The sequence below is a fragment of the Bacillus sp. FSL R5-0447 genome, from assembly GCF_038606125.1.
In the GTDB taxonomy this organism is placed as follows: Bacteria; Bacillota; Bacilli; order Bacillales; family Bacillaceae; genus Bacillus; species Bacillus velezensis.
This window is the reverse complement of record NZ_CP152012.1, coordinates 2233522-2259320: the sequence shown is the minus strand read 5'-3', so window position 1 is coordinate 2259320 and position 25799 is coordinate 2233522. Positions and strand designations below refer to the sequence as shown.

General features: G+C 48.2%; 11 protein-coding genes and 1 tRNA gene. 10 read left to right on the top strand and 2 right to left on the bottom strand.

What is annotated here, in order from left to right; genetic code table 11:
- Nucleotides 1–2: 2 nt before the first annotated feature.
- Nucleotides 3–305 (top strand): metalloregulator ArsR/SmtB family transcription factor, encoded by a 303-nt coding sequence (locus tag NYE68_RS11130; RefSeq protein ID WP_003153841.1) that lies wholly within the window; start codon nt 3–5, stop codon nt 303–305.
- Nucleotides 306–448: 143 nt separating this feature from the next.
- Nucleotides 449–1624 carry an MFS transporter gene (locus tag NYE68_RS11125; protein ID WP_061860615.1) on the top strand — a complete coding sequence of 392 codons (1176 nt, stop codon included), beginning with the start codon at nt 449–451 and terminating at the stop codon, nt 1622–1624.
- 44 nt (nt 1625–1668) lie between these two features.
- On the opposite strand, the gene ggt is transcribed toward NYE68_RS11125, so the two are convergent.
- Nucleotides 1669–3444 carry a gamma-glutamyltransferase gene (gene ggt / locus NYE68_RS11120; protein WP_007407357.1) on the bottom strand — a complete coding sequence of 592 codons (1776 nt, stop codon included), beginning with the start codon at nt 3442–3444 and terminating at the stop codon, nt 1669–1671.
- A 243-nt stretch (nt 3445–3687) separates the two neighbouring features.
- On the opposite strand from ggt, the gene NYE68_RS11115 reads away from it, so the two are divergent.
- The 3 genes from NYE68_RS11115 (at nt 3688) to NYE68_RS11105 (ending at nt 4894) form a co-directional block, all read left to right on the top strand.
- Nucleotides 3688–3918 (top strand): excisionase family DNA-binding protein, encoded by a 231-nt coding sequence (locus NYE68_RS11115; RefSeq protein ID WP_003153848.1) that lies wholly within the window; start codon nt 3688–3690, stop codon nt 3916–3918.
- Nucleotides 3919–4233: 315 nt separating this feature from the next.
- Complete coding sequence (locus NYE68_RS11110) at nt 4234–4779, top strand: site-specific integrase (RefSeq protein ID WP_003153850.1); 546 nt, start codon at nt 4234–4236, stop codon at nt 4777–4779.
- A 42-nt stretch (nt 4780–4821) separates the two neighbouring features.
- A tRNA-Arg gene (locus NYE68_RS11105) sits at nt 4822–4894 on the top strand.
- Between the two features lie 298 nt (nt 4895–5192).
- On the opposite strand, the gene NYE68_RS11100 is transcribed toward NYE68_RS11105, so the two are convergent.
- On the bottom strand, nt 5193–5735 hold the full coding sequence (locus NYE68_RS11100; RefSeq protein WP_014418077.1) for an IseA DL-endopeptidase inhibitor family protein: 543 nt from the start codon (nt 5733–5735) through the stop codon (nt 5193–5195).
- Between the two features lie 226 nt (nt 5736–5961).
- On the opposite strand from NYE68_RS11100, the gene NYE68_RS11095 reads away from it, so the two are divergent.
- The 5 genes from NYE68_RS11095 (at nt 5962) to NYE68_RS11075 (ending at nt 25789) form a co-directional block, all read left to right on the top strand.
- The gene (locus NYE68_RS11095; protein WP_174747131.1) at nt 5962–7350 is read left to right on the top strand and encodes an MATE family efflux transporter; all 1389 of its coding nucleotides are present in this window, start codon (nt 5962–5964) and stop codon (nt 7348–7350) included.
- A gap of 116 nt (nt 7351–7466) precedes the next feature.
- Nucleotides 7467–8435, top strand: a complete 969-nt coding sequence (locus NYE68_RS11090) for an aldose 1-epimerase (protein ID WP_174747132.1) — start codon at nt 7467–7469, stop codon at nt 8433–8435.
- An 18-nt stretch (nt 8436–8453) separates the two neighbouring features.
- Complete coding sequence (gene dacB / locus NYE68_RS11085) at nt 8454–9929, top strand: D-alanyl-D-alanine carboxypeptidase/D-alanyl-D-alanine-endopeptidase (RefSeq protein WP_254003240.1); 1476 nt, start codon at nt 8454–8456, stop codon at nt 9927–9929.
- Between the two features lie 478 nt (nt 9930–10407).
- Complete coding sequence (locus NYE68_RS11080) at nt 10408–18066, top strand: amino acid adenylation domain-containing protein (RefSeq protein WP_342493917.1); 7659 nt, start codon at nt 10408–10410, stop codon at nt 18064–18066.
- 25 nt (nt 18067–18091) lie between these two features.
- Nucleotides 18092–25789 (top strand): non-ribosomal peptide synthetase, encoded by a 7698-nt coding sequence (locus NYE68_RS11075; protein WP_324635776.1) that lies wholly within the window; start codon nt 18092–18094, stop codon nt 25787–25789.
- Nucleotides 25790–25799 lie beyond the last annotated feature (10 nt).

The window sequence follows — 25799 nt, the reverse complement described above, 5'->3', positions numbered from 1 at the left end:
GTATGAAACCTATTGATGTTTTTAAAGCGTTGTCTAATGAGTCACGGCTTGAGATTTTACAATGGCTGAAAGAGCCGGACCGTCACTTCGCCCCGCATGATGGCATTGATATGAATGAGATCGGAGTATGTGTCAGCCAGATCACCGATAAGCTTCAGATGACACAGTCAACGGCGTCTCAATATCTTTCCATCCTTCAGCGGGCGGGCCTTATCCAAACAAAACGGATTGGCAAATACACCTATTATAAAAGAGATGAAGACGCGATAAAGGCGATGGCCGATTATTTTCAGCGCGAAATGTAGGGCTGAATCCTTTAGAAGAGGGATTCAGTTTCTTTTTCCGAGTACACATCGACATATTGCGATTTGTTTCTTTTTGTTCAACTCTTTATATCGATATATCACAATATATCTTTATATAAATCATCAATGAAGGAGTGTGTCAGGTGCAAAATACCTGGAAGATTTACATTTTGGCAATTATCAGTTTTTTAGTGGGGACGTCTGAATATGTGATATCAGGGATGCTTGATAAAATTGCAGGTTCCTTGGGAGTTACTGTGGCAGCGGCAGGGCAGCTGATTACGATTTTTTCACTTGTTTATGCAATCGGAACGCCTGTCATGATGGCCCTTACAGCAAAACTGGACAGAAGGAAGCTCATGATCTATGCTCTGGGGCTGTTTGTTATCGGGAATATCATTTCTTTCCTTGTGCAGGGATTCGGCTTATTTGCGGGAGCGCGGGTGATCATGGCGCTTGGAGCAGGAACTGTGGTGGTCACCGCGCTTACGATCGCAGCAAAAATCGCTCCCCCGGGAAAACAGGCAAGTTCTCTCGCAACCGTCATTATGGGGTTTACGGCGGCGCTCATTATCGGTGTTCCGATCGGAAGAACCGTGTCTGAAGCTTTTGGCTGGAAGGTGGTTTTTGCCGGAATTGCGGCAATCGGAATCATTGCCATGCTTATTATACGTTTCGCGTTGCCTGAGATAAAAGGAGATAAACCGGTGCCGCTCATTCAGCAATTTTCTCTTTTGAAGAAACGAAAGGTGGCTGCCGGGCTGGCCATTACGTTTTTTTGGCTCGGAGGCTATTCGGTTGCGTATACGTACCTTTCTCCGTATTTACTGAACGTTACTCATATCGGAAGCGGAATACTGAGTACATTGCTGCTTATTTTCGGTGTTGCAAGTCTTGCCGGTTCTAAAGCAGGCGGTTTCAGCGCAGACAAATGGGGGGCGCGTATGACATTAACCGGCGGAATGGCGCTTCATGCTATCATGCTCATGTTATTGCCGTTTGTCACACATTCTGCTTTCGGAGCGGCGGCAGTGCTTATGTTTTGGTCCTTCGCCGCCTGGTCATCTGGGCCTGCTCAGCAGTATCATTTGGCAACGATGGAGCCTGAATCATCGGGTGTATTACTTGGCCTCAACCAGTCTGTCATGCAGCTGGCTATGGCGGCCGGGGCGGGCATCGGGGGCATTGTTGTCACCCATCTGTCTCTTGCGTCAGTGACATGGATCGGATCAGCGGGTGTTGTCATCGCGATGTGCGGCGTGCTTTCGCTTGCGTCATTAACGTCTGAAAAAACCTCATCTGAATACAGTGCAGAATAAACAAAAGCCTCATTTCTCAGCTTGAGAAACGAGGCTTTGTCTTGTCATTTTTCACATTTTTTCAAGTTTACGCCGATTGCGGCTCCGTTTCGGCTTGAGTCGGCAACTCCGGTGAAGGTGCCGTTTTCACGGTCAATCAGGATGCTTTGCACATTACCGATATCAACCGGGCTGCTGCCGAATTTATGCCCCATTTCGTTCAGTTTTGTGCGGGCTTCTTCCGGCACTCCTTTTTCATATCGATAGGATGTCATGCTGTTTGTGTAAATTCTCGGCTCTTCGACCGCCGCTTTCAGATCCATGCCGTACTCAACTTTGTTCAGAATCGTTTGCAGGACGGAAGAAATAATCGTTGCTCCGCCGGGGGAGCCGACAGTCAGGACAGGTTCATTATTTTTGAATAAAATAGTCGGAGTCATGCTGCTGAGCGGACGTTTATTCGGCTGCACTTCATTTGCGCCGCCAGGCACCGCATCAAAGTCTGTTAACTCATTATTCAACACAACGCCGTATCCGGGAACCATAATGCCGGAACCGAACAGCTGTTCAATCGTTGTCGTATAAGATACGACATTGCCGAAGCGATCAGTTACCGTGAAGTGAGTCGTTTGGCCTTCTTGTTTGTCAGTCGGCTGCTCCACTTGTTTATAGTTTGCAGAACCTTCCTGATAGGCCCAAGGGTCGCCGGCTTTCGGTTTTTTATTGACTTTATCAATATCTATCAGCTGTCTGCGGGCATTGATATAATCTGGATTCAAGAGGCCTTTGAGAGGGACGTTGACGAATTCTGGGTCCCCGGCAAATGCGGCGCGGTCAGCATAAGCCAAATGCATCGTTTCTGCGAGAAGCTGATATTTTTGCCAAGAACGGATATCATATTGAGAAAGCTTAAAATCATCCAGGAGGTTCAGCATTTGCAACAGGAAAACACCGCCCGAGCTTGGAGGAGGAGCAGTTGCGATATGATAGCCCTGGTAATCTCCCCAGATCGGTTCGTCAATCGTCACATTGAAGTTTTTAATATCTTTTTCTGTCATTGAGCCGCCGAATTCCTGCACTGTTTCCGCAAGCTTTTTGGAGAATGCTCCGTCATAGAATGCTTTTGTGCCTTTGTACTTAATAGCTGTAAATGTTTTGGCTAAGTCTTTTTGGATGAGTGTGTCTCCTTCTTTCAGAGGTTCTCCGTCCGGAAGAAACACGTCTTTTGCAGCAGTGTGTGATAATTTGTCTTTATAATCTGAGATGGCATCAGCTAAAACCGAATCGATCGGAAAGCCTTTTGAGGCAAGTTTAATGGAAGGGGTGATGAGTTGTTTCATGGAGCGTGTGCCCCATTTGTCGAGCGCTTTTTCAAGCCCTTTTAATGTTCCCGGAACACCGACTGCAGTCCCTTTCGTAACGCGTTCGGAGAAAGGGATGGCTTTGCCGTTTTCGTCAAGGAACATATCCGGTGTTGCGCCTGCCGGTGCGCGTTCCCGGCTGTCGATAATGGTGGTGTCTTTCGTCTTCGCATCATAAACCATCATAAATCCGCCGCCGCCGATTCCCGACATCATCGGTTCAGTTACGTTTAATGCGAATTGAATGGCAACCGCGGCGTCAATTGCATTGCCGCCTTTTTTCAGCACGTCGGCACCGATTTGTGAAGCGAGAGGGTGGGCGGTGGCAACCATGCCGTCTTTGCCGACATCTACCTGTTTGTAGTCGTCATAGGAAAACGGGTGTTTCTTAGCCTGAGCGTGATAAGGGATGCTTCCGGCCGCGAGCAACGTACTGAGCAGAACGATAAAACAGAGATTCATAAACTTTTTCTTTTTCATAGTCTGCCTCCTTTGTTTTCCGCTTACAATTATAGAGTAAGTAAAATGTGCTGTTTTCACAAGTGACAAACGGAATAGTCCGGTGCGCAAAAAGCCGGAGTTTCTGTGTGAATGTAATCAGTCGCAAATAGGCTAAATGGGAAACCGGACTGAAAAAGCTGTGAAACAAGCATAAAGACAAAAAATAAGCTACAATGAACAAAACAGAATTCACTCACATGACATATGAAAGGAACGTGAGCCATGTATTTAACGATCAAAGAGACAGCGGAGTTTACCAGTCTTCCTGAAGAATATGTGCACAATCTTGTTTTGACGAATAAAATAAGGGCCGTCCATGACGGACAGCAATATTTAATCAACAAGGAACAATTTCAAACCCATCTCGAACAGCTGGAAAAATATAAGGAAATGATTCAAGAGTTTTTAAATGAGCCGCTTCCTGAAGACATTGATGTAAAAGATGAAGACTAGGACACAATTTCATATTGTGTCTTTTTTTTGCATTTTTTTCGGTTGCTCACAAAAAAACGGATGCTCAGATTTCATTTTAAGTCCGTTGTTTTCATTTTTTAATGCCTTGGGTCTCTATTTGTTTAAAAGCTTGTCACCGGGCTGAAAATGATGTTTTTGAGGAATTTGTTGAAACTGCGTATCTGGTTCACCTTATGTAACACTATGTATATTATGTTACATAAGACCCTTTATCCTTTATCATTCAACGGGTTTCGGCTATAATAGTAACATAATGCTCAATATGTTACTTTACCAATTATAAGGGGTTTTTTGATGCATATCGTACAGCCGATCCGAAGTTTGGAGAAGATCCAGGAAGTCAAACAGTATTTAATGAAGAAAAGTGATCGTGATTATTTTTTATTTATTTTCGGCATGAACAGCGCACTGCGGATTTCTGATGTTCTGCCGCTTCGCGTGAGAGATGTCAGGAACAAAGATCATGTGTGGGCAACCGAAAGCAAAACGAGAAAGAAAAGAAAAATTCTGATACTGGAGTCTTTAAAGGCCGACATATACGCTTATACAAAAGACATGAAAGAGGATGACTATTTGTTTAAATCGAAACGGACGAATAAGCCCATATCCCGGATTCAGGCATACAGAATATTAAAGGAAGCGGCTGCCGCTTGCGGGTTGGAGGAAATCGGAACGCACACGCTTAGAAAGACGTTCGGGTATCATTTTTATCAGAGGACAAAAGACATTGCTGAACTGCAGAGGATTTTGAATCATTCTTCTCCGTCTATTACAATGCGTTATATCGGAATAGATGAAGATACGACGAGAGCCGCCTATAAAGTGTTCGGAGGGCTGTAGGCTTGAAAAAAACGGCCGCCAGCGTTACTATAATAGAAGCAGGCTCTAGTAGCACAGCGGATAGTGCAGCAGTTTCCTAAACTGCAGGTCGGGAGTTCGAATCTCTCCTAGAGCGTTTTTGGCATAAGATAGGCGCAGCTTAATAATGTCGGTAAAACAGAAACCCCCTTGTTATACAAGGGGGTTTTGAGTTGAATATTTTGTGAAAACCTGGTGGAAATTTATGTTTTGCACAAATTTTGCACATTGCTATGCAAGTGTTTTTGCGGCCGTGTTGTTTTTTTAAAAAAATCAAGGGTATTCGTTTATCTTCTTACTTCTTAACCGTCAACTGCTTCTGAAAAACAGCCTCCCGTTATAATATGCCAGCATATCATTGAAAAAAGCCCGCTGTAAGCAAGCGGGCTTTTTCCTTATATGACAGCATCAAATTGATTGACTTTCCAAACGTTGTTTTCTTTTACGAATGTTACATCGCGTTTTGCTGACGGAGAACCGTCAAGAGTCGGTACAGTGAAGCGGTATGTTTGGACGCTTCCTTTTTTAGAAAGAAGGGTCATTTTTGCTTTTTTCCAATTCAGGAGGTTATCTCCGTCGCCGACCGGAACAGCCAATTTGCCGTCTTTTACAGTGAAGTGGTAATCTTTGAGCCCTTTGTCAATCGCTTGCTTTGTAAAAGCGGGTGTCAGATATTTTACGGCTTTCGCTTTTGTTCCGAGGTCTTTGCACATAAATACATATTGCAGATTTTGATATTCAAACGGTTCAGATGTGCAATTTGCGTTTGATTTAAGCGCACCGCCGCTCATTGTGTTCCAGAAATGTTCTCTCGCTGAAAGGGCCAGCTGAAGTGCTTGTTTTTGTGTAAGGTCATTAGGTGCATTTTTTGCGGTCGCCGCAGTGCCCAATGACAGAATCAATGTAATAGTAGTGAGGAATAATAGCCATTTTTTCATGATATAATCTCTCCTTATCAATCTCTTTCTCTTATGTTACAAATGTTACAATAATTACGGTAAGATTACAATACCTTTTCAGAAATATTTTCCGGACTTTTTATTTTTATGGTTTATTTCCATGTAAGACGCGAGAAAAAGATAAAGAGTTTCATTGAACAAAAGGTTTTTACAAGCTGTCTGCTGAATAATAAAATGGAAGAAAATCAAAAAAGGAGTCCTACATATGGAAGTACAAGATCATTTAGAAACAGCGGAAGGCCGCGGCCAGTCAGTCTGGCGATCGATGTCACTGTTTTTAGTGCCGCTGCTTTTAAGCAATGTATTGCAATCTGTCGGCCAATTGGTCGGAATGGTATTTGTCGGAAGGTGGCTCGGAGTCGATGCGCTTGCCGCCGTATCGTCTTTTTTTCCGCTGTTTTTTCTGCTGATCTCCTTTACGATCGGAATCGGTTCGGGAAGTTCCATTCTGATCGGGCAGGCTTACGGCGCGAAAAACGAAGAGAGGATGAAGGCGATTGTCGGCACTACACTGACTTTTACCTTTATGCTCGGTGTTGTCCTGGCAGTTGTCGGCAGTGTGTTTACGCTTGATATTCTGCGGCTGATGGGAACGCCGGAAAACGTAATAGATGTCAGTGTCCGATATGCGCGCATTTTGTTTTGCGCAATGCCGCTGATGTTTTTATATTTTGCGTATACGACATTTTTACGCGGAACGGGAGATTCAAAGACCCCGTTTTATACGTTAATCGTCAGTACAGTCATAAACATCGGGCTTTTGCCCTTATTGATTCTCGGGCTTTTCGGACTTCCGAAGTTCGGCATTTACGGTTCGGCGTATGCAACCGTGATTTCAAACATCGTGACATTTATCGTACTCATGGTTTATTTGCGGAAAAGGAAACATCCATTGGCATTTGACCGGACTGCGCTCCGTGCTCTTAAAATGGACAAAAAGCTGCTCGCGCTTTTACTCCGTCTCGGTATTCCGTCGAGCATCAATATGATTCTCGTGTCACTTTCTGAAATTGCGGTCATTTCATTTGTCAATCATTACGGATCAAACGCGACGGCTGCTTACGGGGTCGTCAACCAAGTGGCGAGTTATGTGCAGATGCCGGCGGTAAGCCTTGGTATCGCCGTTTCCATTTTTGCCGCCCAATCCATTGGCGCCAATCAATTCGGCCGGCTGAAACAGGTCATCAAAGTCGGCATCGGCCTGAATTATTTGATCGGCGGGGTGTTGATTGTGCTGATTTACACCTTCTCCCGGCAGATACTTGCTTTGTTTTTAACAGATCAGGACACACTCCACATTGCCCGCAATCTGATTATGATTACCCTTTGGAGCTATTTGATTTTCGGTCACGCTCAGATCGTTTCAGCGACGATGCGGGCGAGCGGTACGGTGTTATGGCCGACGATTATCAGCATTTTTGCGATTTGGGGAATTGAAGTGCCTGTGGCCTTTATTCTTTCTCATTATACGAATCTCGGCATTCTCGGCATTTGGGTCGGTTATCCGGCGGCTTTTGTCGTCAGCCTGCTGCTGCAATACGGATATTACCGGTTTGTATGGAAGAAAAAACAGATTACCCGGCTGATTCAATAAGGTTTTACCGCACATCGCTCAGTTCATACGGGCGATGTTTTTTTTTAGAGAAGGAAAATGAGTTTAGAAAATGGAATTCCTATACATGCTAGAAAACAAGGAAAGGGCAGGTGCTTATGACGATTGAACATACGACTTATTTAGGGGTTTCAGCCATAAAAGCGGAGACTGATCAGGCTGAATGCATCATTGTGCCGGAGTGGGGATCAAATGTCATATCGCTTCGGGATAAAAGAACCGGTATGCGGCTTCTGAGAGAACCGGAAACTGCGGAGCAATTCCGCGCAAAACCGATGCTGTACGGCATTCCCGTTTTATTCCCGCCGAACCGGATTACGGACGGGACGTTTCGTTTTGACGGCCGCGCGTATCAATTTGAGATAAACGAAGAGGATAAACATAATCATATTCACGGCTTTCTTCACAATCAGCATTGGAAAGCGGCGGCAGCGAAAGAAGAGGGGGATGGAATGACAGTCGAAACAGAAATCGATCTTTCAAAGATTCCCCGTGTTCATAAACAATTTCCGCACGATGTCATTGTCCGGATGACCTATACATTAAAAGACAATGTGTTTACGCAGCGGGCGCTGATTATCAACAAGGGAACGGAGGCTTTTCCTTGGGGGCTCGGCTATCATTCGACTTTTGTTTTCAATGAAGAGCGTTCTCGTCTATTTTTGACGGCTGACCGCATGTGGGAATTAAATGAACGTTTCGTGCCGACGGGCCGTTTATTGGATGTGCCTGATAAAGAAGCGTTCCGTCAGGGGATGTCTTTGAAAAATAAACAGTTTGACGATGTTTTTCTTTCTTCCGGACGGAATGGCGGCAATAACGAAGCTGTTATTTATCATCCGGATGAGCAATTATCCGTTTTGTATCAAGCAGACACGTCTTTCAAGCATTGGGTGGTATATAACGGTGACGGAAAGCAAGGGTTTGTCAGTCTTGAGCCTTATACTTCCGTTACAGATGCATTTAATCTGAATCAGCCTGCATCACTGACAGGTCTTCAGATTCTGAAACCGGGCGAAGAAGCGGCTGCGTCATCCAGGATCACCATTTTGCATGACGAAGAATAGGAAAGAGGCGGGATAACATTGAAAACATATGTGAAACGCTTGAGCGCGGTGATTCTGCTTTTGATCATTGCCGCAGTTCCTTATATTGATGAGGCGGCTAAGGCGGCTGAACAAAAAAATACTTTGCAAAAAAAGCTGGAACACATTCTGGATGAAGAACCTGCTTTAAAGGGAGTTTCAGCGGGCGTCAGTGTCCGGTCAGCAAAAACAGGGGAGGTGCTGTTCGGCAGCCGGGAAGATATGCGGCTGAGGCCTGCATCACTGATGAAGCTGCTGACGGCATCTGCAGCGCTTTCCGTTCTCGGAGAAGATTACACCTTTAAGACAGAAGTACGGGCAGACGGCGCCGTAAAAGGAAAACAACTGCGCGGAAACCTTTATCTCAGGGGAAAAGGTGATCCGACCCTATTGGCTTCTGATTTTGAGAAGATGGCTAAACAGGTCAAAGCCAGAGGCATCCATGTCATTAAAGGAGATCTGGTCGGGGATGATTCGTGGTATGACGATACCAGGTATTCGGTTGATCTTCCGTGGAGCGATGAAGGCCAATATTATGGCGCGCAAGTATCAGCTCTTACCGCTTCCCCAAATGAGGATTATGATACCGGAACGGTGATTGCGGAAATCAGCCCGGCGAAACAGCCCGGTAAAAAGCCGCGCATTTCGATTTCTCCCCATACGGACATCGTTCGTGTGAAAAATGAAGTGAAAACCGTCGCTTCTGATGAAAAGAAAGATTTGACGGTTGAACGGGAGCACGGCGGCAATGTGATTACGATAAAGGGAACCATACCTGCCGGCTCGGCACAGGCAAGAGAATGGGCGGCAGTGTGGGATCCGTCGTCCTATGCTTTAGATTTATGGAAACAAGCGCTTACTAAACAGGGTATAACTGTAAAAGGGAAAATCAGAACAGGGCGAATGCCGCACCGCACCCAGCTCGTCACATCACGGACATCCATGCCTCTTTCAGAATTATTGATCCCGTTTATGAAACTGAGCAACAACGGGCACGCCGAAATTCTGATCAAGGAAATGGGAAAAGTGAAAAAAGGGGAGGGCAGCTGGGAAAAGGGCTTGGACGTGATGAAATCGGAGCTCAAATCGTTCGGGCTGAATCCGGATGAATTGATTGCAAGAGACGGATCCGGCGTTTCTCATATTAACGGCGTAACCGCCGGGCAAATCGGAGAGCTTTTGTATGCGGTTCAGAAAGAAAAGTGGTACCCGGCTTTCCTTCGTTCGCTCCCTGTCGCCGGTGCAAGCGACAGAATGACGGGAGGAACCCTTCGGAACCGGCTGAAGAATACTCCGGCAGAAGGCAAAATTAAAGCGAAAACCGGGTCACTAACATCAGTCAGTTCGATTGCCGGCTATGCAGACACAAAAACAGGAGATACGCTTATTTTTTCCGTGCTTCAAAACGGGCTGCTTGACGAAGATGACGGAAAAGACATTGAAGACAAAATCGCAGTCGTGCTGGCAAATCAATAAGAAGGGCCGAATCCTTAGAGGATTCGGCTTTTTTTGATGTCTGTAAAACATTATATTGCGATTATGAATCAATCTTTTCAAAAAGTAATATCGTCAATACCCTTCCTTTTTTTACATACCGCTTTCTTACATGTTCACCGATTATTCATTTTTTAACATAAAACTTCTTTTCGGGAGGAAAACCTTTTTAAAAGCGCAATTAATTATACATTTTATTCCTTATTATAGTGTTTAAGAACCAGTTTATAGTATGCATACATACCGTTTTACATGGTATAAAGATTATAGAAATGAAGAAGTGAAGTGAGGAATATATACTATATTCTAAAAAATGTTAGAGAAAATTTAATTTTTTATTGTGATTTCTAAAATATGTTTTAAAATAATGCTTATATGGATGATTAAGTCATATGCTGTCGAAATTTAATTGTAATTATTTCACTTTCTTATCCTCTTAAATTGAAGCGGAGGGATTCCATTGGAGAACACTGTTTATTCTTTAACTCACGCACAAAGAAGAGTGTGGTTTACGGAGCTGCTCGAACCGGGCACAAGTATCTGCAATCTCGCGGCATGCGTCAAATTCAGGGGGGACATCGATTTTGACGTACTGCGCCATGCTTTAGATTTTTCTATCTCGCAAAATGATTCGCTCAGGTTTCAACTGACAGAAGGGGACGGATCAGAACCCCAGCTGTATCTGGCGGGGCATCGGCCGATTTCTCTAGAGACTGTTGATTTTACTCATACTGATCAGGCAGAGCGGGACGCATGGATTGACACGCAGACCCGTGTTCCGTTCAAGCTGTTTCATTCACCTCTGTATCAATTTACTCTGCTTGTCATGTCAGACGAAGAAGTTTGGCTTTATTCAAAATTTCACCATATTATCATGGACGGCATCTCGCTCAACCTGCTCGGCAACCAGCTCATTGATATCTACCAAAAGATCATGCGGAGCGAGGATTTAGCTGAACACCACAGACCTTCCTATCTCAGCTACATGGAAAAAGAACAGCAATACTTACAGTCTTCCCGTTTTCAAAAAGACCGTTCATTTTGGACTGAAACATACCGAACCGTTCCGGAACACCTTTCACTGGCGGAACGAACCTCTCATCTTAGACAAAGCACTGCGGCTTCCAGAGATACAATCACTCTTTCTCACTCCTTAGAACAATCAATCCGGCTTTTTTGCAAAGAAAATAATATCAGCATCATCTCTCTGTTTATGGCTTCGTTATACATATGCATCAGCCGTCTGACGGCTAAAAAGGATATCGCCATCGGCACTTATTACGGAAACCGGGGCTCCAGGCTCGAAAAGGATATGCTCGGCATGTTCGTCAGCACACTGCCGATCAGAATGACGGCAGATCCTGATGCGGAGTTCCTGTCCTTTGTCCGCAGCGTAGGAAAAGAGCAGCTGTCTGTTATGCGGCACCAGAAATATCCTTACAATCTTTTTGTGAATGAATTAAGGCAGACTCATCATGACCTGCAAAATATCATCGGTATTTCGATGCAGTATCAGCCGCTTGAGTGGCGTAAGGCAGACGGTTTCGATTATGAAACGGCCATGTTTTTCAGCGGACATACCGCAAACGAGCTCTCCATTTTAATTAAGGAGCGGACAGATACGGGATTGATTGAGCTGAATTTTGATTACCAATCCGCTTTATTTACTGAAAAATCGATTAAACGTATTCAAACTCATTTGCTGACGATCGTTGAAAATGCCGTTAGAAATCCAGACCGGCTGATTCGGCATATTGATATGGCGGATGAAAAAGAAAAGAAACGGGTGTTATCTTCGTTTAACCGTACAGAAGCGGTTGAACCGCCGGCTCCGACGCTTCACGGGCTGTTTGCCCGTCGCGCCGCGCTTTCGCCGCATCGTCCGGCGCTCCGTTTTCCGGGCGGTATGCTGACGTACGCCGAGCTTGATCAGTACACGGACAGGCTCGCCGCTCGGCTCCGACAAAAAGGCGTCCGCAAAGAAAGCATGATCGGCGTGCTCGCTGAACGCTCGCCGGAGATGGTGGTTTCAGTGCTTGCCGTGTTAAAAGCGGGCGGCGCCTACGTGCCGCTTGACCCGGAGTATCCTGAGGACAGGCTGCGCTATATGCTCGATGACTGCGGCGCTTGTCTCCTGCTTGCACAGCCGGGATTATCCGTTTCCGGTTTTTCCGGCGAGACGCTAGAAGTGTCTCTTTCTGCTCTGACAGGCGAGACGGAGACAGGGGCTGTCTCTGAAGAAGCGGATAGCGATTCGCTCGCTTATATCATTTATACGTCCGGTTCGACGGGAACACCGAAGGGAGTGGCTGTTGAACACCGTCAGGCCGCCGCCTTTTTATCAGGGATGCAAGGGCAGTTCCCGTTGACGGAAGAGGATATTATCGTGCTGAAATCATCCTTTTCTTTCGACGCTTCCATCTGGCAATTGTTTTGGTGGACGATGTCAGGCGCCTCCGTGTATCTGCTTCCGGCCGGCTGGGAGAAAGATCCTGTGCGGATGATTGAAGCGTTTGCCTCAGAAAAGGTGACGACCGCGCATTTTATTCCGGCGATGGTCAACAGCTTTTTAGACGCGCTGGAAACAGAGCCTGCGGAAACAAGAACACGCCTCGGCAGAACCTTGACACGCGTGTTTGCCGGAGGCGAAGCTCTTTCACCGCTTACGGCTGCCCGGTTTGCCGATCTTCTGCCGGAGACCGTGCTCATTCACGGCTACGGGCCGACGGAAGCGACGGTGGATGCGGCGTTTTACGTCTGTGACCGAAAACGGGACAGCGGACGGACGCGGCTTCCGATTGGTAAACCCGTTCCGGGTGCCCGTCTGTATGTATTAGATAGCGGAGGAACCATCCAGCCTGCGGGCGTGGCAGGAGAGCTGTACATCGCGGGGACAGGGGTGGCCCGGGGCTATCTGAACCGGCCTGAGCTGACGGAGGAGCGCTTTCTCAATGATCCGTTTTACCCGGGAGAACGCATGTATCAGACGGGCGATATCGCACGCTGGACAGAAGACGGCCTAGTCGAATGGCTCGGACGTTCAGACGGACAGGTGAAAGTCCGCGGCTACCGGATTGAACCGGGAGAAATCGAAGCGGCGATCCGGCGCATCGACGGCATTCGTGAGGCGGCGGTCACCGCCCGGACCGAACACGGTGAAACCGCGCTTTACGCCTATATCGAAGGACGGGAAAGTGATGATGTGCGGGCGGAGCTTGCGACACGCCTTCCGGCCTACATGATGCCGGCTCAGTTTATAGAGATGAGCGAATGGCCGGTCACGCCGAGCGGAAAACTTGACCGCCGCGCGCTGCCGGCTCCCGGCGGAGCGGCAGACAGACAGGCGTACACCGCCCCGCGGAACGTCACGGAAATGAAGCTTTGCGCCCTTTGGGAAGAGGTGCTGAAAAACGGCCCCGTCGGCATCCGGGATCACTTTTTTGAGCGGGGCGGCCATTCGTTAAAAGCGACGGCTCTCGTCTCCCGCATCGCCAAAGAATTCGGTGTTCAGGTGCCGTTACAGGACATCTTCGCCCGGCCGACGGTGGAAGAGCTCGCTTCGGTCATTCAGGACTTGGAAGAAAGCCCGTATGAAGCGATTCAGCCTGCGCAAACACAGGACACCTATCCGGTGTCTTCGGCGCAGAAACGGATGTATGTGCTCCAGCAGCTTGAAGACGGCGGTGTCGGCTACAACATGCCGGCTGTGCTGGAACTGACGGGCCCGCTTGACCGTGTCCGGCTGGAGGAGACGTTCCGGCAGCTTGTGGAGCGGCACGAGTCGCTCAGAACGTCCTTTGAAACGCGGCCTGACGGCGAACCGGTGCAGCGCATCCATGACAGCGTACCGTTTCAGCTCGATGAGGCCGAGTCAGCTGACGCATTCGTCCGGCCGTTTTGTCTGGAGGAAGCGCCGCTCTTCCGTGCGGCTCTCGTGAAAGAATCAGACGAACGTCATCTTTTATTAACGGATATGCATCATATTATTTCTGACGGTGTGTCCGTCAACACCTTGATTAAAGAATTCGGCGAGCTGTACGCAGGCCGTTCGCTTGCGCCGATGCGCCTCCAATATAAAGACTATGCCGTCTGGCAGCGGTCGTTTCAGCAGAAAGAAGGATATCAGAAGCAGGAAGCGTATTGGCTGAAGCGGCTTGAAGGAGAGCTTCCGGTGCTGGAGCTTCCGGCTGACAAGCCCCGTCCGGCTGTCAGAAGCTTTGCGGGCGGCAGCGTATCGTGCACGCTTGACGCTGAAACGGCATCCGGCCTTCACCGCATCGCCCGGGATCACGGCTCCACTTTGTATATGGTGCTTCTCGCCGCGTACAATGCGTTACTCGCGCGCCTGAGCGGGCAGGAAGACATCATCGTCGGCTCGCCGATTGCCGGGCGTCCGCACAAAGACCTCGAACCGATTCTCGGCATGTTCGTCAACACGCTGGCCATCAGAACGGAGCCGAAAGGAGACAAACGGTTTACCGATTACTTGGCGGAAGTCCGCCAGGCGGCGCTTGAGGCGTATGAGCATCAGGACTATCCGTTTGAAGAGCTGGTGGAACGGCTCGGCGTGCAGCGGGACATGAGCCGCAATCCGCTGTTTGATGCGATGTTTATTCTTCAGAATATGGAGCGAGAAGAGATAAATCTGGCCGGTCTGAAGGTGTCACGATCAGAACATACCGAACATGATGTATCAAGTTTTGACCTGACCTTATCAGCGGCTGAATCCGATGGAAACATCCACTTTGAAATGGAATTCAGCACCGAGCTTTTTATGAAAGAAACGATTGAACGCTGGATGGGCCACTTACTGAATCTCTTGCGCCATGTTGCCGCCGAACCGGAAGTCACACTATCGAAAGCTGACATTTTGGATGAAGAAGAAAAACAAAAGTTACTGATTGAGTTTAATAACACACAAACCGAATTCATGGAAAAACACAAACTGTTTCACCGACTGTTTGAAGAGAAAGCAGAAGAAACGCCTCATCAGACCGCTGTTATTGAAGGAACACAACAGATCAGCTATTCGCAGCTTAATGAGCGGGCAAATCGGCTTGCGCGAACATTACACAAAAATGGATTCGGTCCGGGAAAAAGAGCAGCTATATTGGCAAACCGTTCGATTGAAGCTATCGTCAGTGTTCTTGCCGTCATGAAATCGGGAGGGGCGTATATACCAGTTGACTCCCATTATCCTGAGGAACGGATTCGCTATTTATTAAAAGACAGCGCGGCATCCGTCTTGATGGTGCAGTCAGAATACAAAGAACTTGCTTCACAGCTGACGGATCACAATTTACTTCTCGTTCAGCTTGATCATGAAGATCAATACGATATTTGTGAAAAGAATATTCAGCCGTCAGCGTCACCGGATGATACTGCATATATCATATATACTTCGGGAACAACGGGAACGCCGAAGGGAGTCGAAGTCAGAAATCGCAGCTTTACGCATGCAGCACTTGCATGGCGCAGGATTTATGAGCTTGATCTTATACCGGTCAGAGTGCTGCAGATGGCGAGTTTCTCATTTGATGTATTTTCAGGGGATCTTGCACGCGCCCTGCTAAACGGGGGAACGCTTGTCATTTGTCCGGATGACGTCCGGCTTGAGCCACAACAGCTTTATCGGCTCATTGATCAGCACCGTATCACGTTTATGGAGTCGACACCCGCGCTGATTGTTCCGTTTATGGAATATATATATCGCCGGAAGCTCGCGCTGCAAAGTGTAAAAATACTGGTACTGGGTTCAGATATGATCAAGTCGCAAGATTTTTATACGCTTCATGAACGCTTCGGAAAAGAAATGCGGATCATTAACAGCTACGGTGTAACAGAAGCGACAATAGATTCTTCGTATTATGAAGCCGAAATGAGCGAAAAGCCGCGGGAAGATGATGTGCCGATCGGTGTTCCGCTTCCGAATGTACAAATGTACGTCTTAAACAAAGACAAACAGGTCCAGCCGATCGGCGTTTTCGGAGAGCTGTATATCGGAGGGGCCGGCGTCGCCAAAGGATATTGGGGACAGCCTGAGCTGACAGAGGGCGCATTCAGTGACCCGTTACAAACGGGAGAAACGCTTTACAGAACCGGAGATCAGGCTTGCTGGCTGCCGGATGGAACTCTTCGTTTTCAAGGGCGGATCGATAAGCAGGTGAAGATCAGAGGATACAGAATTGAGACGGGAGAAATAGAAAGTGTGCTTTTGAAACACGATCAAGTCAAAGAAGCGGCTGTTACCGTGATGAAAGATGCTGAAGGACAAGCCCGATTAGCGGCATACATCGTTCCTAAAGAGGCCGATATCTCATCACTTCGCCAGTCTCTTATGCAGGAGCTTCCGGCTTATATGATGCCGTCTCATATTATCGGTTTAGACAGCATGCCCCTGACACTGAACGGCAAACTTGATAAATCGGCATTGCCGGCAGAAGAGATACATTCATCACAGGCATTTGTCGCGCCCGGCGATGAAAAACAGGCGATGTTATGCCGGATTTGGGAAGATGTGCTTCATATTCAGAAAGCGGGAATTCATCACTCTTTCTTTGAGCTTGGGGGAGATTCCATTAAGGCGCTTCAAGTGTCAGCCCGACTCGCCGGAGAAGGCTGGAACATGTCGATCCGCGATTTGTTTCAGTTCCCGACGATTGCAGAACTCGCGAAGCACCTCACGCCGGCTGTTGCAACGGCTGATCAGGGGCCGATAGAAGGAAGCGCTCCGCTGACACCGATCCAGCAGAGATTTTTTGAGGAGCCGGGTGCGTTTGAGCTTCATTATAACCAAGCGGTCATGCTGTGCAGTGAAGACAGCCTCGAAATAGATGCGCTGTATCAGGCGGTTTGCGCGCTGACCGAACATCATGATGCGCTGCGAATGACTTTCACTGAAAATGAGCATGGGGAAACGGTTCAATATAATCGCGGAATCACAAAGCAGTATGAAGAAATATTTACGCTTAACGTCATAGATATTTCAGAAGAAACGCAGCCCGAAAGACGGATAGCCGCTGAGGAAAAAGAAATACAGCAGGCTATGCGTCTTGATCAAGGGCCTCTGCTTCATCTCGGAGTGTTCCGGCAGAAGGAAGCCGACCATCTTCTTATAACGATTCATCATCTTATCGTGGACGGCGTGTCATGGAGGATATTGCTTGAAGATCTGCAGACAGCTTATCAGCAGGCATTGGACGGCAAACAAATCGAACTGCCGCCGAAAAGCGATTCTTATATAAAGTATGCCGAAGAGCTTTTTGACATTTCCAAAAGCAAAGCATTGCTGGAGGAAGCCGCATACTGGGACGGCGTGATGTCTAGTGAAACAGCGCCGCTGCCGAAAATAACTGATGAAAACGCCGGACGATTGCAGGAAAACGCGCGCACGGCATCGTGGATATTAAGCAGCGAAGTCACGAAACAGCTGCTGTTGGAAACACAGCAGGCATACGGAACGGATGTTCATGAATTGCTTTTAACGGCGCTTGGAATGGCGCTTCATGAGTGGACGGGTTCTGAACAGATCCTTATCAGCACTGAGGGGCACGGGCGCCAGGGGCATATGCCTGACATTGATATGTCAAGAACAGCAGGATGGTTTACATCTGTTTACCCGGTGCTTTTGGATATGAGAGTGCCGGGCGGCTCAGGCGAAAAAACCGCTCACCGCATAAAGACGGTAAAAGACATGATGAGACGGGTTCCTCATCACGGAACCGGCTACGGGCTGCTGAGATATTCGCGAAACATTCTTTATAAAGACCCAGAAATAAGCTTTAACTATCTCGGTGCGTTTGACGGTCTTGAGGGAACGCTGAAGATGTCACCGTTCAAGCCGCAGCATGATATAGCGGCCGGGCGCATCCGCGAGTTTGATTTGGATATTAACGCGATGGTGGCCGCCGGGCAACTGGAGGTAAAAGCCGTTTATACCGATGTATTTGCACCGGGGGCAATCGAGTTCTTCATGAATCGTTTCCATACTCACATCGAGGACATCATCGCCCACTGTTCCGGCAAGAAAGAGCGGGAAAAAACATTAACGGATTACAGCCATACAGAATTGACCGCTCAAGCACTATCAAGCATTGAAGATCTCGTAAAAGGACTTTAATTTCATAAAAAGGTGTGTGGCATTCGTGACACAAGCGACAGAAATTCAAGATATTTACCCTTTATCATATATGCAGGAAGGCATGCTGTTTCATTCGCTTCTGGATTCCGGATCAAACGCATATGTCGAGCAGATTTCGTTTACAGTCAGCGGGAATTTATGCATTGATACATTCCAAAAAAGTCTGGATATGCTTATCAGCCGTTATGATATTTTCAGAACGATTTTCATAAAAGAAGTGCCTGACCTTGAAGGACCGCAGCAGGTTGTTCTTTCACGCCGTGACACAGCCGTACAGACTGAGAACATTTCAGACTATTCGGAAGAACGGCAGCAAAGCATCATTGAGGAATTCAAGGAAACCGACCGGCATAAGGGGTTTGATCTGCAAAAAGGCCCCTTAATGCGCCTGACTCTTTTTCAAACGGGAGAAAACCGCCATACATGCGTTTGGACTCACCATCACATTATGATGGACGGCTGGAGCTTGGGCATTGTGCTGAAAGATTTCTTCAGCATGTATTATGCGAACCGGAACGGGCGGCCTGTAAACCTCGGCAGTCCGGCTCCGTACAGCTCTTATATCAAATGGCTCCGAAGCCGGAATAAAGAAGAAACGTCAGCGTTCTGGTCGCGCTGCTTGGAAGATTACGGAGAAGTCGTTTCCGTTCCGCAAACGAAGAATAAGCCGGCGCAAAACGGTTATGCATCTGAGCATTTTCAATTTTCCCTTGAGTCTGAAACCGTGCAAAAGCTGACAGACATTGCCCGAAGCACCGGGGTCACGCTGAATACTTTATTTACGAGCATTTGGGGACTGCTTCTCCATCGTTACAACGGCACTGAAGATGCGGTATTCGGTTCAGTTGTTTCCGGCAGGCCGTCAGCTATCGCCGGCATCGAATCAATGGCCGGACTGTTTATCAATACCGTGCCGGTAAGGGTGCGCGCGGCTGGGGATATGACTTTTTCTTCTCTTCTCAAAAAGGTGCAAAAAGAGTCACTCGCTGCGGAAGAGCACAGCTATTATCCGCTTTATGACATCCAAAACGAAAGCGGTCTGCAAAAAGATCTCTTGAACCACATCCTGGTTTTTGAGAATTATCCGGTTCAGATGCAGACTGCGGTAAACGGCTGGAAGCAAACCGAAAGCAGTGCGCTCTCACTTGAAAACTTTTCGATGGCGGAAGAAACCAATTACGATCTTAACGTCGTCATCGTTCCGGGAGAAGAGTTTTATGTGAAATTCAGCTACAATGCGGGCATCTACGATCGGGAAGACATGAAACGGATCAAAGGGCATATTCTGGAGGTCATCTCCTGTGTAACGGAAGATCCGGACAGGCTTTTATCAAGCATCAGTCTCGTGCCTCCGGAGGAAGAAGCCTTGATTCATTCGTTTAACGAAACGAACCGTCCGTACCCTGAGACAACCGTTCATGGGCTGTTTGAAGAACAGGCGGCAAAAACGCCTGACCAAGAGGCGTTGAGATATAACGGGGTAAGCTGGAGCTACAAGAAATTAAATCAGCGGGCGAATCAGATTGCGCATGCGTTAAGGGAAAAAGGCGCACGCCCCGACCAGATCACCGCTGTTATGCTGCGCCGATCAATGAGTACGGTTGCCGCTCTGCTCGGAATTTGGAAGTCGGGCAGCGCCTATATGCCGATTGATGCGGAATTCCCGCCTGAACGGATTTCATTTTTACTGAGAGACAGTGAAGCCTCACTGCTCGTGACCGAAAAGGACCTGCTCCCCCTCATTCCGCCGCATTTCAAGGGCAGCGTCGTCATCATGGAGGAAACGGTTTCCCAGCAGACCGCACCGCTTCTGCCGGTATCTGACAGCAGAAATTGGGCGTATGTCATTTACACCTCCGGAACGACAGGCCGGCCGAAAGGGGTGCTTGTACAACACAAAGCGATCAGCAATACATTGCAATGGCGGCGTGAAGAATACGGGATGACAGAAGGGGACATAGCGCTTCATCTTTTTTCATACGTATTTGACGGGTCATTAACGAGTCTTTTCACTCCGCTTCTGTCGGGCGCCTGTGTATTGTTAACTGATGAAGATGATGCGAAAGACGTCCTTTCAATAAAACAGAAAATCACCCGCCACGGAGTGAGCCATCTTCTGATCGTTCCGTCTCTGTATCGCGTTCTGCTTGATTCGCTGACGAAAAAAGATGCAGAGACACTTCGGGCGGTGACATTTGCCGGGGAAGCGGCCACTCCTGATATCGTGGAAGCGAGCCGCGGCATATGCCCGAATGCCGAGCTGCTGAATGAATACGGCCCGACGGAAAACAGTGTGGCCACGACGATTCTGCGCAACCTGCAAAAAAGCAGCCGGATTACGATCGGGCGCCCGATTGCCAACACTTCTGTCTATATGATGCACGGAGATCGGCTGCAGCCGGTCGGAGCCGTCGGTGAACTGTGTATTTCCGGAAAAGGTCTGGCGGACGGATATTTTCAGCAAAAAGAGCTGACGGACAAAGTCTTTACCCCTCATCCGTTTCGTGAAGGTGAACGGCTGTACAGAACGGGAGATGCAGCCCGATTTTTACCGGACGGAACGATTGAATATATGGGACGCTTTGACGATCAGGTGAAGGTAAGAGGTTACAGAATTGAATTAGGAGAAATCGAAACGGCACTCAGAAGTCTGTCCGGGGTAAAAGAGGCGGCAGTCACCGTGCGCAAAACGGCGGACGGGGAACAGGAGCTTGCAGCTTATGTCGTACTGGAAAACGCAGGTGTGACATTTGACCCTCATGCCGAATTGGCCGGGAGATTACCTGCTTATATGATACCGGGAAGCTTTACCAAATTAACGGAGATGCCGCTGTCTGTGAGCGGAAAACTTGATCGGGCCGCACTTCCTGAGCCGAAAGAAGCTGAGAGAACCGGAGATTATCAAGCTCCGCGCACAATGCTTGAGACCGAGCTGCTTTCTATTTGGCAAGAAGTGCTGAAACGGGAACATATCAGTATGAGAGATGATTTCTTCCAAATCGGCGGACAGTCGCTGAAAGCCGCGTCGCTTGTTTCAAACATACATAAACGGCTCCAAATTGAACTTGCCGTCCGCCATGTTTTTGAACATCCGACCATCGAGAGCATGGCCCGCTTCCTTGAACAGAGGAAAAGAGGAGAATATGCAGAAATCACGCCTGCTGTGGCAAAGGACTTGTACCCGCTATCTTTTGCGCAAAAAAGGCTCTATGCCCTTCATCAGCTTGCAGCGGACAGTACGGGCTATCATATGCCCGCTTGTCTGGAACTGAGCGGCAGACTCAACCGGGATCGGCTGCACGAAGCCTTTTCAGCGCTGTTACAAAGGCATGAAGCGTTACGCACTTCATTTGTTTTACGAAACGGGGAGCCGATGCAGCACATACATTCACATGTCGATCTTGACCTCACAGAGATTCACATGCCATCCGGGAACCTTCTTCAAGAGGTGATGGAAACTTTCGTCAAACCGTTTGACGTGGAAAAAGCGCCGCTTTTGAGAGTGACTTTAGCCAAAGTTACTGAAGAACGTCATTTTCTGCTGCTTGATATGCATCATCTTATCGCAGACGGTGTGTCAATGAGTGTTCTGATTCAAGAATTGACGGATTTGTACAGAGGAAAAGAGTTGCGGCCGTTAAAACTCCAGTACAAAGATTTTTCCGTCTGGCAGCATGAGCGGTTTGCCGCTGAAGAATTCAAAAGACATGAGCGTTATTGGCTGGATGCGATCGGGGAAAACATTCCCGTTCTTGATCTGCCGCTCGATAAAAAGCGCCCGCAGCTTCCTGATTTCAGCGGGTCCGTTGTTCGAACGCGCCTTCAAAAGGAAACGGCGGAGAACTTGCGCCGGCTCATGGATGAGACGGGTTCGACACTGTATATGATTCTTTTGGCAAGCTACTCCTTGTTCCTTTCTAAATTGGGCGGGCAGGAAGACATTGTCGTCGGTTCACCTGCGGCCGGCAGAAGCCGCGCTGAGCTTGACGGGGTCATCGGCATGTTTGTAAATACCGTGGCAATGAGAAGCAGGCCGAAAGGGGATAAGACATTCCGCGCTTATTTAGAAGAGGTGAAAATGCTCGCCCTCGGCGCGGCCGAACATCAGGACTTCCCGTTTGAAGAACTTGCCCAAAAGCTTGATACACACCGGGAAGTCAATCGCAATCCGCTGTTTGATGCCATGCTCGTTTTGCAAAACAGTGATGATTTCGAAGTGAACCTTCCGGGCTTATCCGTTTCTTCACATGCAGTGAAGCATGACATTTCAAAATTCGACTTGACGCTTCATGCCGAGGAACGGCCGGATGGCTCACTGGATTTTCATTTTGAATACAGTACCGCGTTGTTTGAAAAAGATACGATTGAACGGTGGGCTGGTCATTTTAAAGAGCTTTTAGGACAAATCGCATCGGATGATGAGCGGAAGCTGTCTGACATTCATTTGCTGGGCATAAACGAGCGGCAGATGCTTCTTCAAGCGGAAAATCAAACGGCGGAGTATCCGAGGCATGAAACGATTGTCAGTTTATTTGAAGCACAGGCGGAAAAAATGCCGGATCAAATTGCAGCCGTCATGTCTGATGAGCGTCTCACCTACCGCGAGCTCAATGAAAAGGCGGATCGAATCGCCGATATGCTGTCGGAAAACGGCATCCGCTCCGGACAGATTGTCGGAATTATGACCGAACGATCTCCGGATATGCTGATTGGGATTCTCGGTATTTTAAAAGCGGGAGGAGCTTATCTGCCGATTGATCCTGACTATCCGGACGAGCGGATTTCATTTATGCTGACTGACAGCGGCGCGCGTGTTCTGTTGACGCAATCGGGTCTTGGGATATCCGGAATGGACGGGCTGCCGGTTTTATACATCGATAAGCCTGAATCCGTTTCAGCAGACAGAACGAAAGAAATGATAACGCCTGAACAGCCGGCTTACGTGATTTATACATCGGGCACAACCGGAAAACCGAAAGGCGTTATGACGGAACACCGCAATGTCATCAGCCTTATCACACATAAAGGACTGCCGTTTGATTTCGGCTCTGAAGACGTCTGGACGCTGTTCCATTCCTATTGCTTTGATTTTTCTGTCTGGGAAATATTCGGCGCGCTCTTATACGGCGGAAAGGTAGTTATCGTGCCGAAAGACACAGCCCGTGATCCGCATTTGTACCGGCAGCTGCTGCAAAGTGAAGGCGTAACGGTGCTGAACCAAACGCCGACGGCTTTTTCCGGACTCATTCATGAAGAGGCCGGGCATACGGACAAGCTGAAGCTTCGATATGTCATTTTCGGCGGAGAAGCGCTTCAGCCCGGCATGCTGAAAAGCTGGAAAGAGAAGTACCCGGAAACGGAGCTTGTTAATATGTACGGTATTACGGAAACCACGGTTCACGTCACATGCAAAAAACTGAATATGGATGATATTGAGAGAAACAAAAGCAATATCGGCAGACCGCTGGAAACCCTTCATGCTTTTGTTATGGACGCCTATATGAATCCGCAGCCGATCGGAATTCCCGGTGAGCTTTATATCGGCGGGGAAGGCGTCGCGAGGGGATATGTAAACAGGGATGATTTAACCGCCTCCCGTTTCATCACGAATCCGCACGTTTCCGGCATGCGGCTCTACCGGACGGGTGATATCGCCAAAAGGCTCTCAAATGGCGAGCTGGAATATGTCGGGCGGAAAGATGCGCAAGTAAAAGTCAGAGGCCACAGAATTGAGCTGGGAGAAATTAAATCAGCGCTGCAAGAGCTTTCCTCCGTGAAAGAGGCCGCCGTGATCACACGTGCTGATCAGCACGGTCAGCACTCCATTTACGCATACGCGGTCTTACACGGGAACGAAAAGATAAAAGAAGCAGAGATTCAGGCCTCTCTCAGAGCTTTTCTGCCGGAATATATGATTCCCGCCCGCTTGATAGAGCTTGATGAACTGCCTTTGACGGCGAATGGGAAGCTGGACGAGAGGGCGCTCCCGCAGCCTGAATTAAATGAAAGCCTTGGAGATGATATCAGCCTGAGAAATGAAACTGAAGAAATGATGGCTGACATCTGGGAAGAACTGTTAGGTGTTGAAGGACTCGGCCCCAATGCTCATTTCTTCCATCTCGGCGGGGATTCGATTAAAGCGCTGCAAGTATGTGCGAGGCTGAAACAGCAGGGCTATGAAACGACCGTCCGCGAGCTGTTCGAGCATCAGACACTGGGAGAAGTGTCGATGCGGCTCCGGAAAGTCCGCCGCGTGATTGATCAGGCTCCCGTCACGGGAGACGTGCCGCTGACGCCGATCCAGCACTGGTTCTTTTCGCAATCATTGCCGCATGATCATTTTAATCAGTCGGTTATGCTCCGCAGTGCGGACAGAATCAATGAATCTGCTATGAGAAAAGCGTTGGCACAGCTTGCGGTTCATCATGACGCATTACGGATGGTATGCGGCACGCAAAACGGATCGGTGATTCAATATAACAGAGCGGAAAACCTTTTTGAAGAAGAACTCTTTACGTTTGAAACGCTTGACGTGAGAGGGAAAGGGTCATTACAAGAGGAGCACGCCGCAATTGAACAGGCGGCCGCCCGTATTCAAACTTCCATTCGGCTGGAGACGGGGCCGCTCGTAGCTGTCGGATTATTTCACGCTAATGATGGCGATCATCTGCTGCTTTCCATTCATCACCTTGTCATTGACGGTGTATCATGGCGGATTTTATTTGAAGATCTCACCGCGTGCTACAGGCAGGCGCTCGAAGGAAAAGAAACCGCGCTTCCGGCAAAAACCGATTCCTATCAGACTTACGCGAAGCAAATTTCTGATTATGCAAAAAGCCGCCGGCTGTTACAGGAAGCAGACTACTGGTCCGAAAGAGAAAAAGCGGCGGTCGAACCGCTTCCGAAAGATGCCCGCATCTCTTCCAATCTTCTGAAAGATACAGATGTGATGACCGTTACATTGACAAAACAGGAGACTGAGCAGCTGTTAACGGAAGCGAACAGAGCATACACAACAGAGACGGGTGAATTATTGCTTGCCGCGTTAAGCCTTGCGCTGAACAGATGGACCGGAAACGAGACATTCAAAATCAGCATGGAAGGCCACGGAAGGGAAGAGCACTTGGAGCATCTTGATATCAGCAGAACCATCGGTTGGTTTACGTCAATTTATCCGGTATTGGTTGACGCAAGTTTTCAAGATCAGGCTGATGACGGCGAGCGGCTCGGCTATCACATTAAGCGGACAAAAGACATGATGCGCCGCATTCCGCATAAAGGAGCGGGATACGGAGTGCTGAAATATATAAGCAAACTCTGGGAAGAGACGGAATCCGATTCTCCTGAAATCAGTTTTAACTATCTGGGACAGTTTGACCGTGAAATCCGTTCAAGCGGCTTTGGTGTTTCTCCCGTAAAAGCGGGAAATGAAGTCAGCCCGGACTGGGAACGTCCGTACACACTTGATATCAGCGGCTCCGTATCGTCGGAATGTCTCAGCATGTATGTCGTGTACAACCGTTTTCAGTATCAAAAAGAAACGATTGAAGTTTTGACGGGATATTTTCATGCCTTTCTCAAGCAGATCATCTCGCATTGCACAGGCAAAGAGGAGCGTGAATGGAGCGCCGCTGATTTCAGTGACGAGGAGTTAACGCTGGAAGATCTGAGTGACATTATGGGGGCCGTCAACAAACTATAGAAAAGGAGTG

Excerpts from the sequence above, each read along its gene's own strand:
- NYE68_RS11130 (WP_003153841.1), top strand. The coding sequence starts at position 3 with ATGAAACCTATTGATGTTTTTAAAGCGTTGTCTAATGAGTCACGGCTT.
- ggt (WP_007407357.1), bottom strand. The coding sequence starts at position 3,444 with ATGAAAAAGAAAAAGTTTATGAATCTCTGTTTTATCGTTCTGCTCAGT.
- NYE68_RS11115 (WP_003153848.1), top strand. The coding sequence starts at position 3,688 with ATGTATTTAACGATCAAAGAGACAGCGGAGTTTACCAGTCTTCCTGAA.
- NYE68_RS11110 (WP_003153850.1), top strand. The coding sequence starts at position 4,234 with ATGCATATCGTACAGCCGATCCGAAGTTTGGAGAAGATCCAGGAAGTC.
- NYE68_RS11100 (WP_014418077.1), bottom strand. The coding sequence starts at position 5,735 with ATGAAAAAATGGCTATTATTCCTCACTACTATTACATTGATTCTGTCA.
- NYE68_RS11095 (WP_174747131.1), top strand. The coding sequence starts at position 5,962 with ATGGAAGTACAAGATCATTTAGAAACAGCGGAAGGCCGCGGCCAGTCA.
- NYE68_RS11090 (WP_174747132.1), top strand. The coding sequence starts at position 7,467 with ATGACGATTGAACATACGACTTATTTAGGGGTTTCAGCCATAAAAGCG.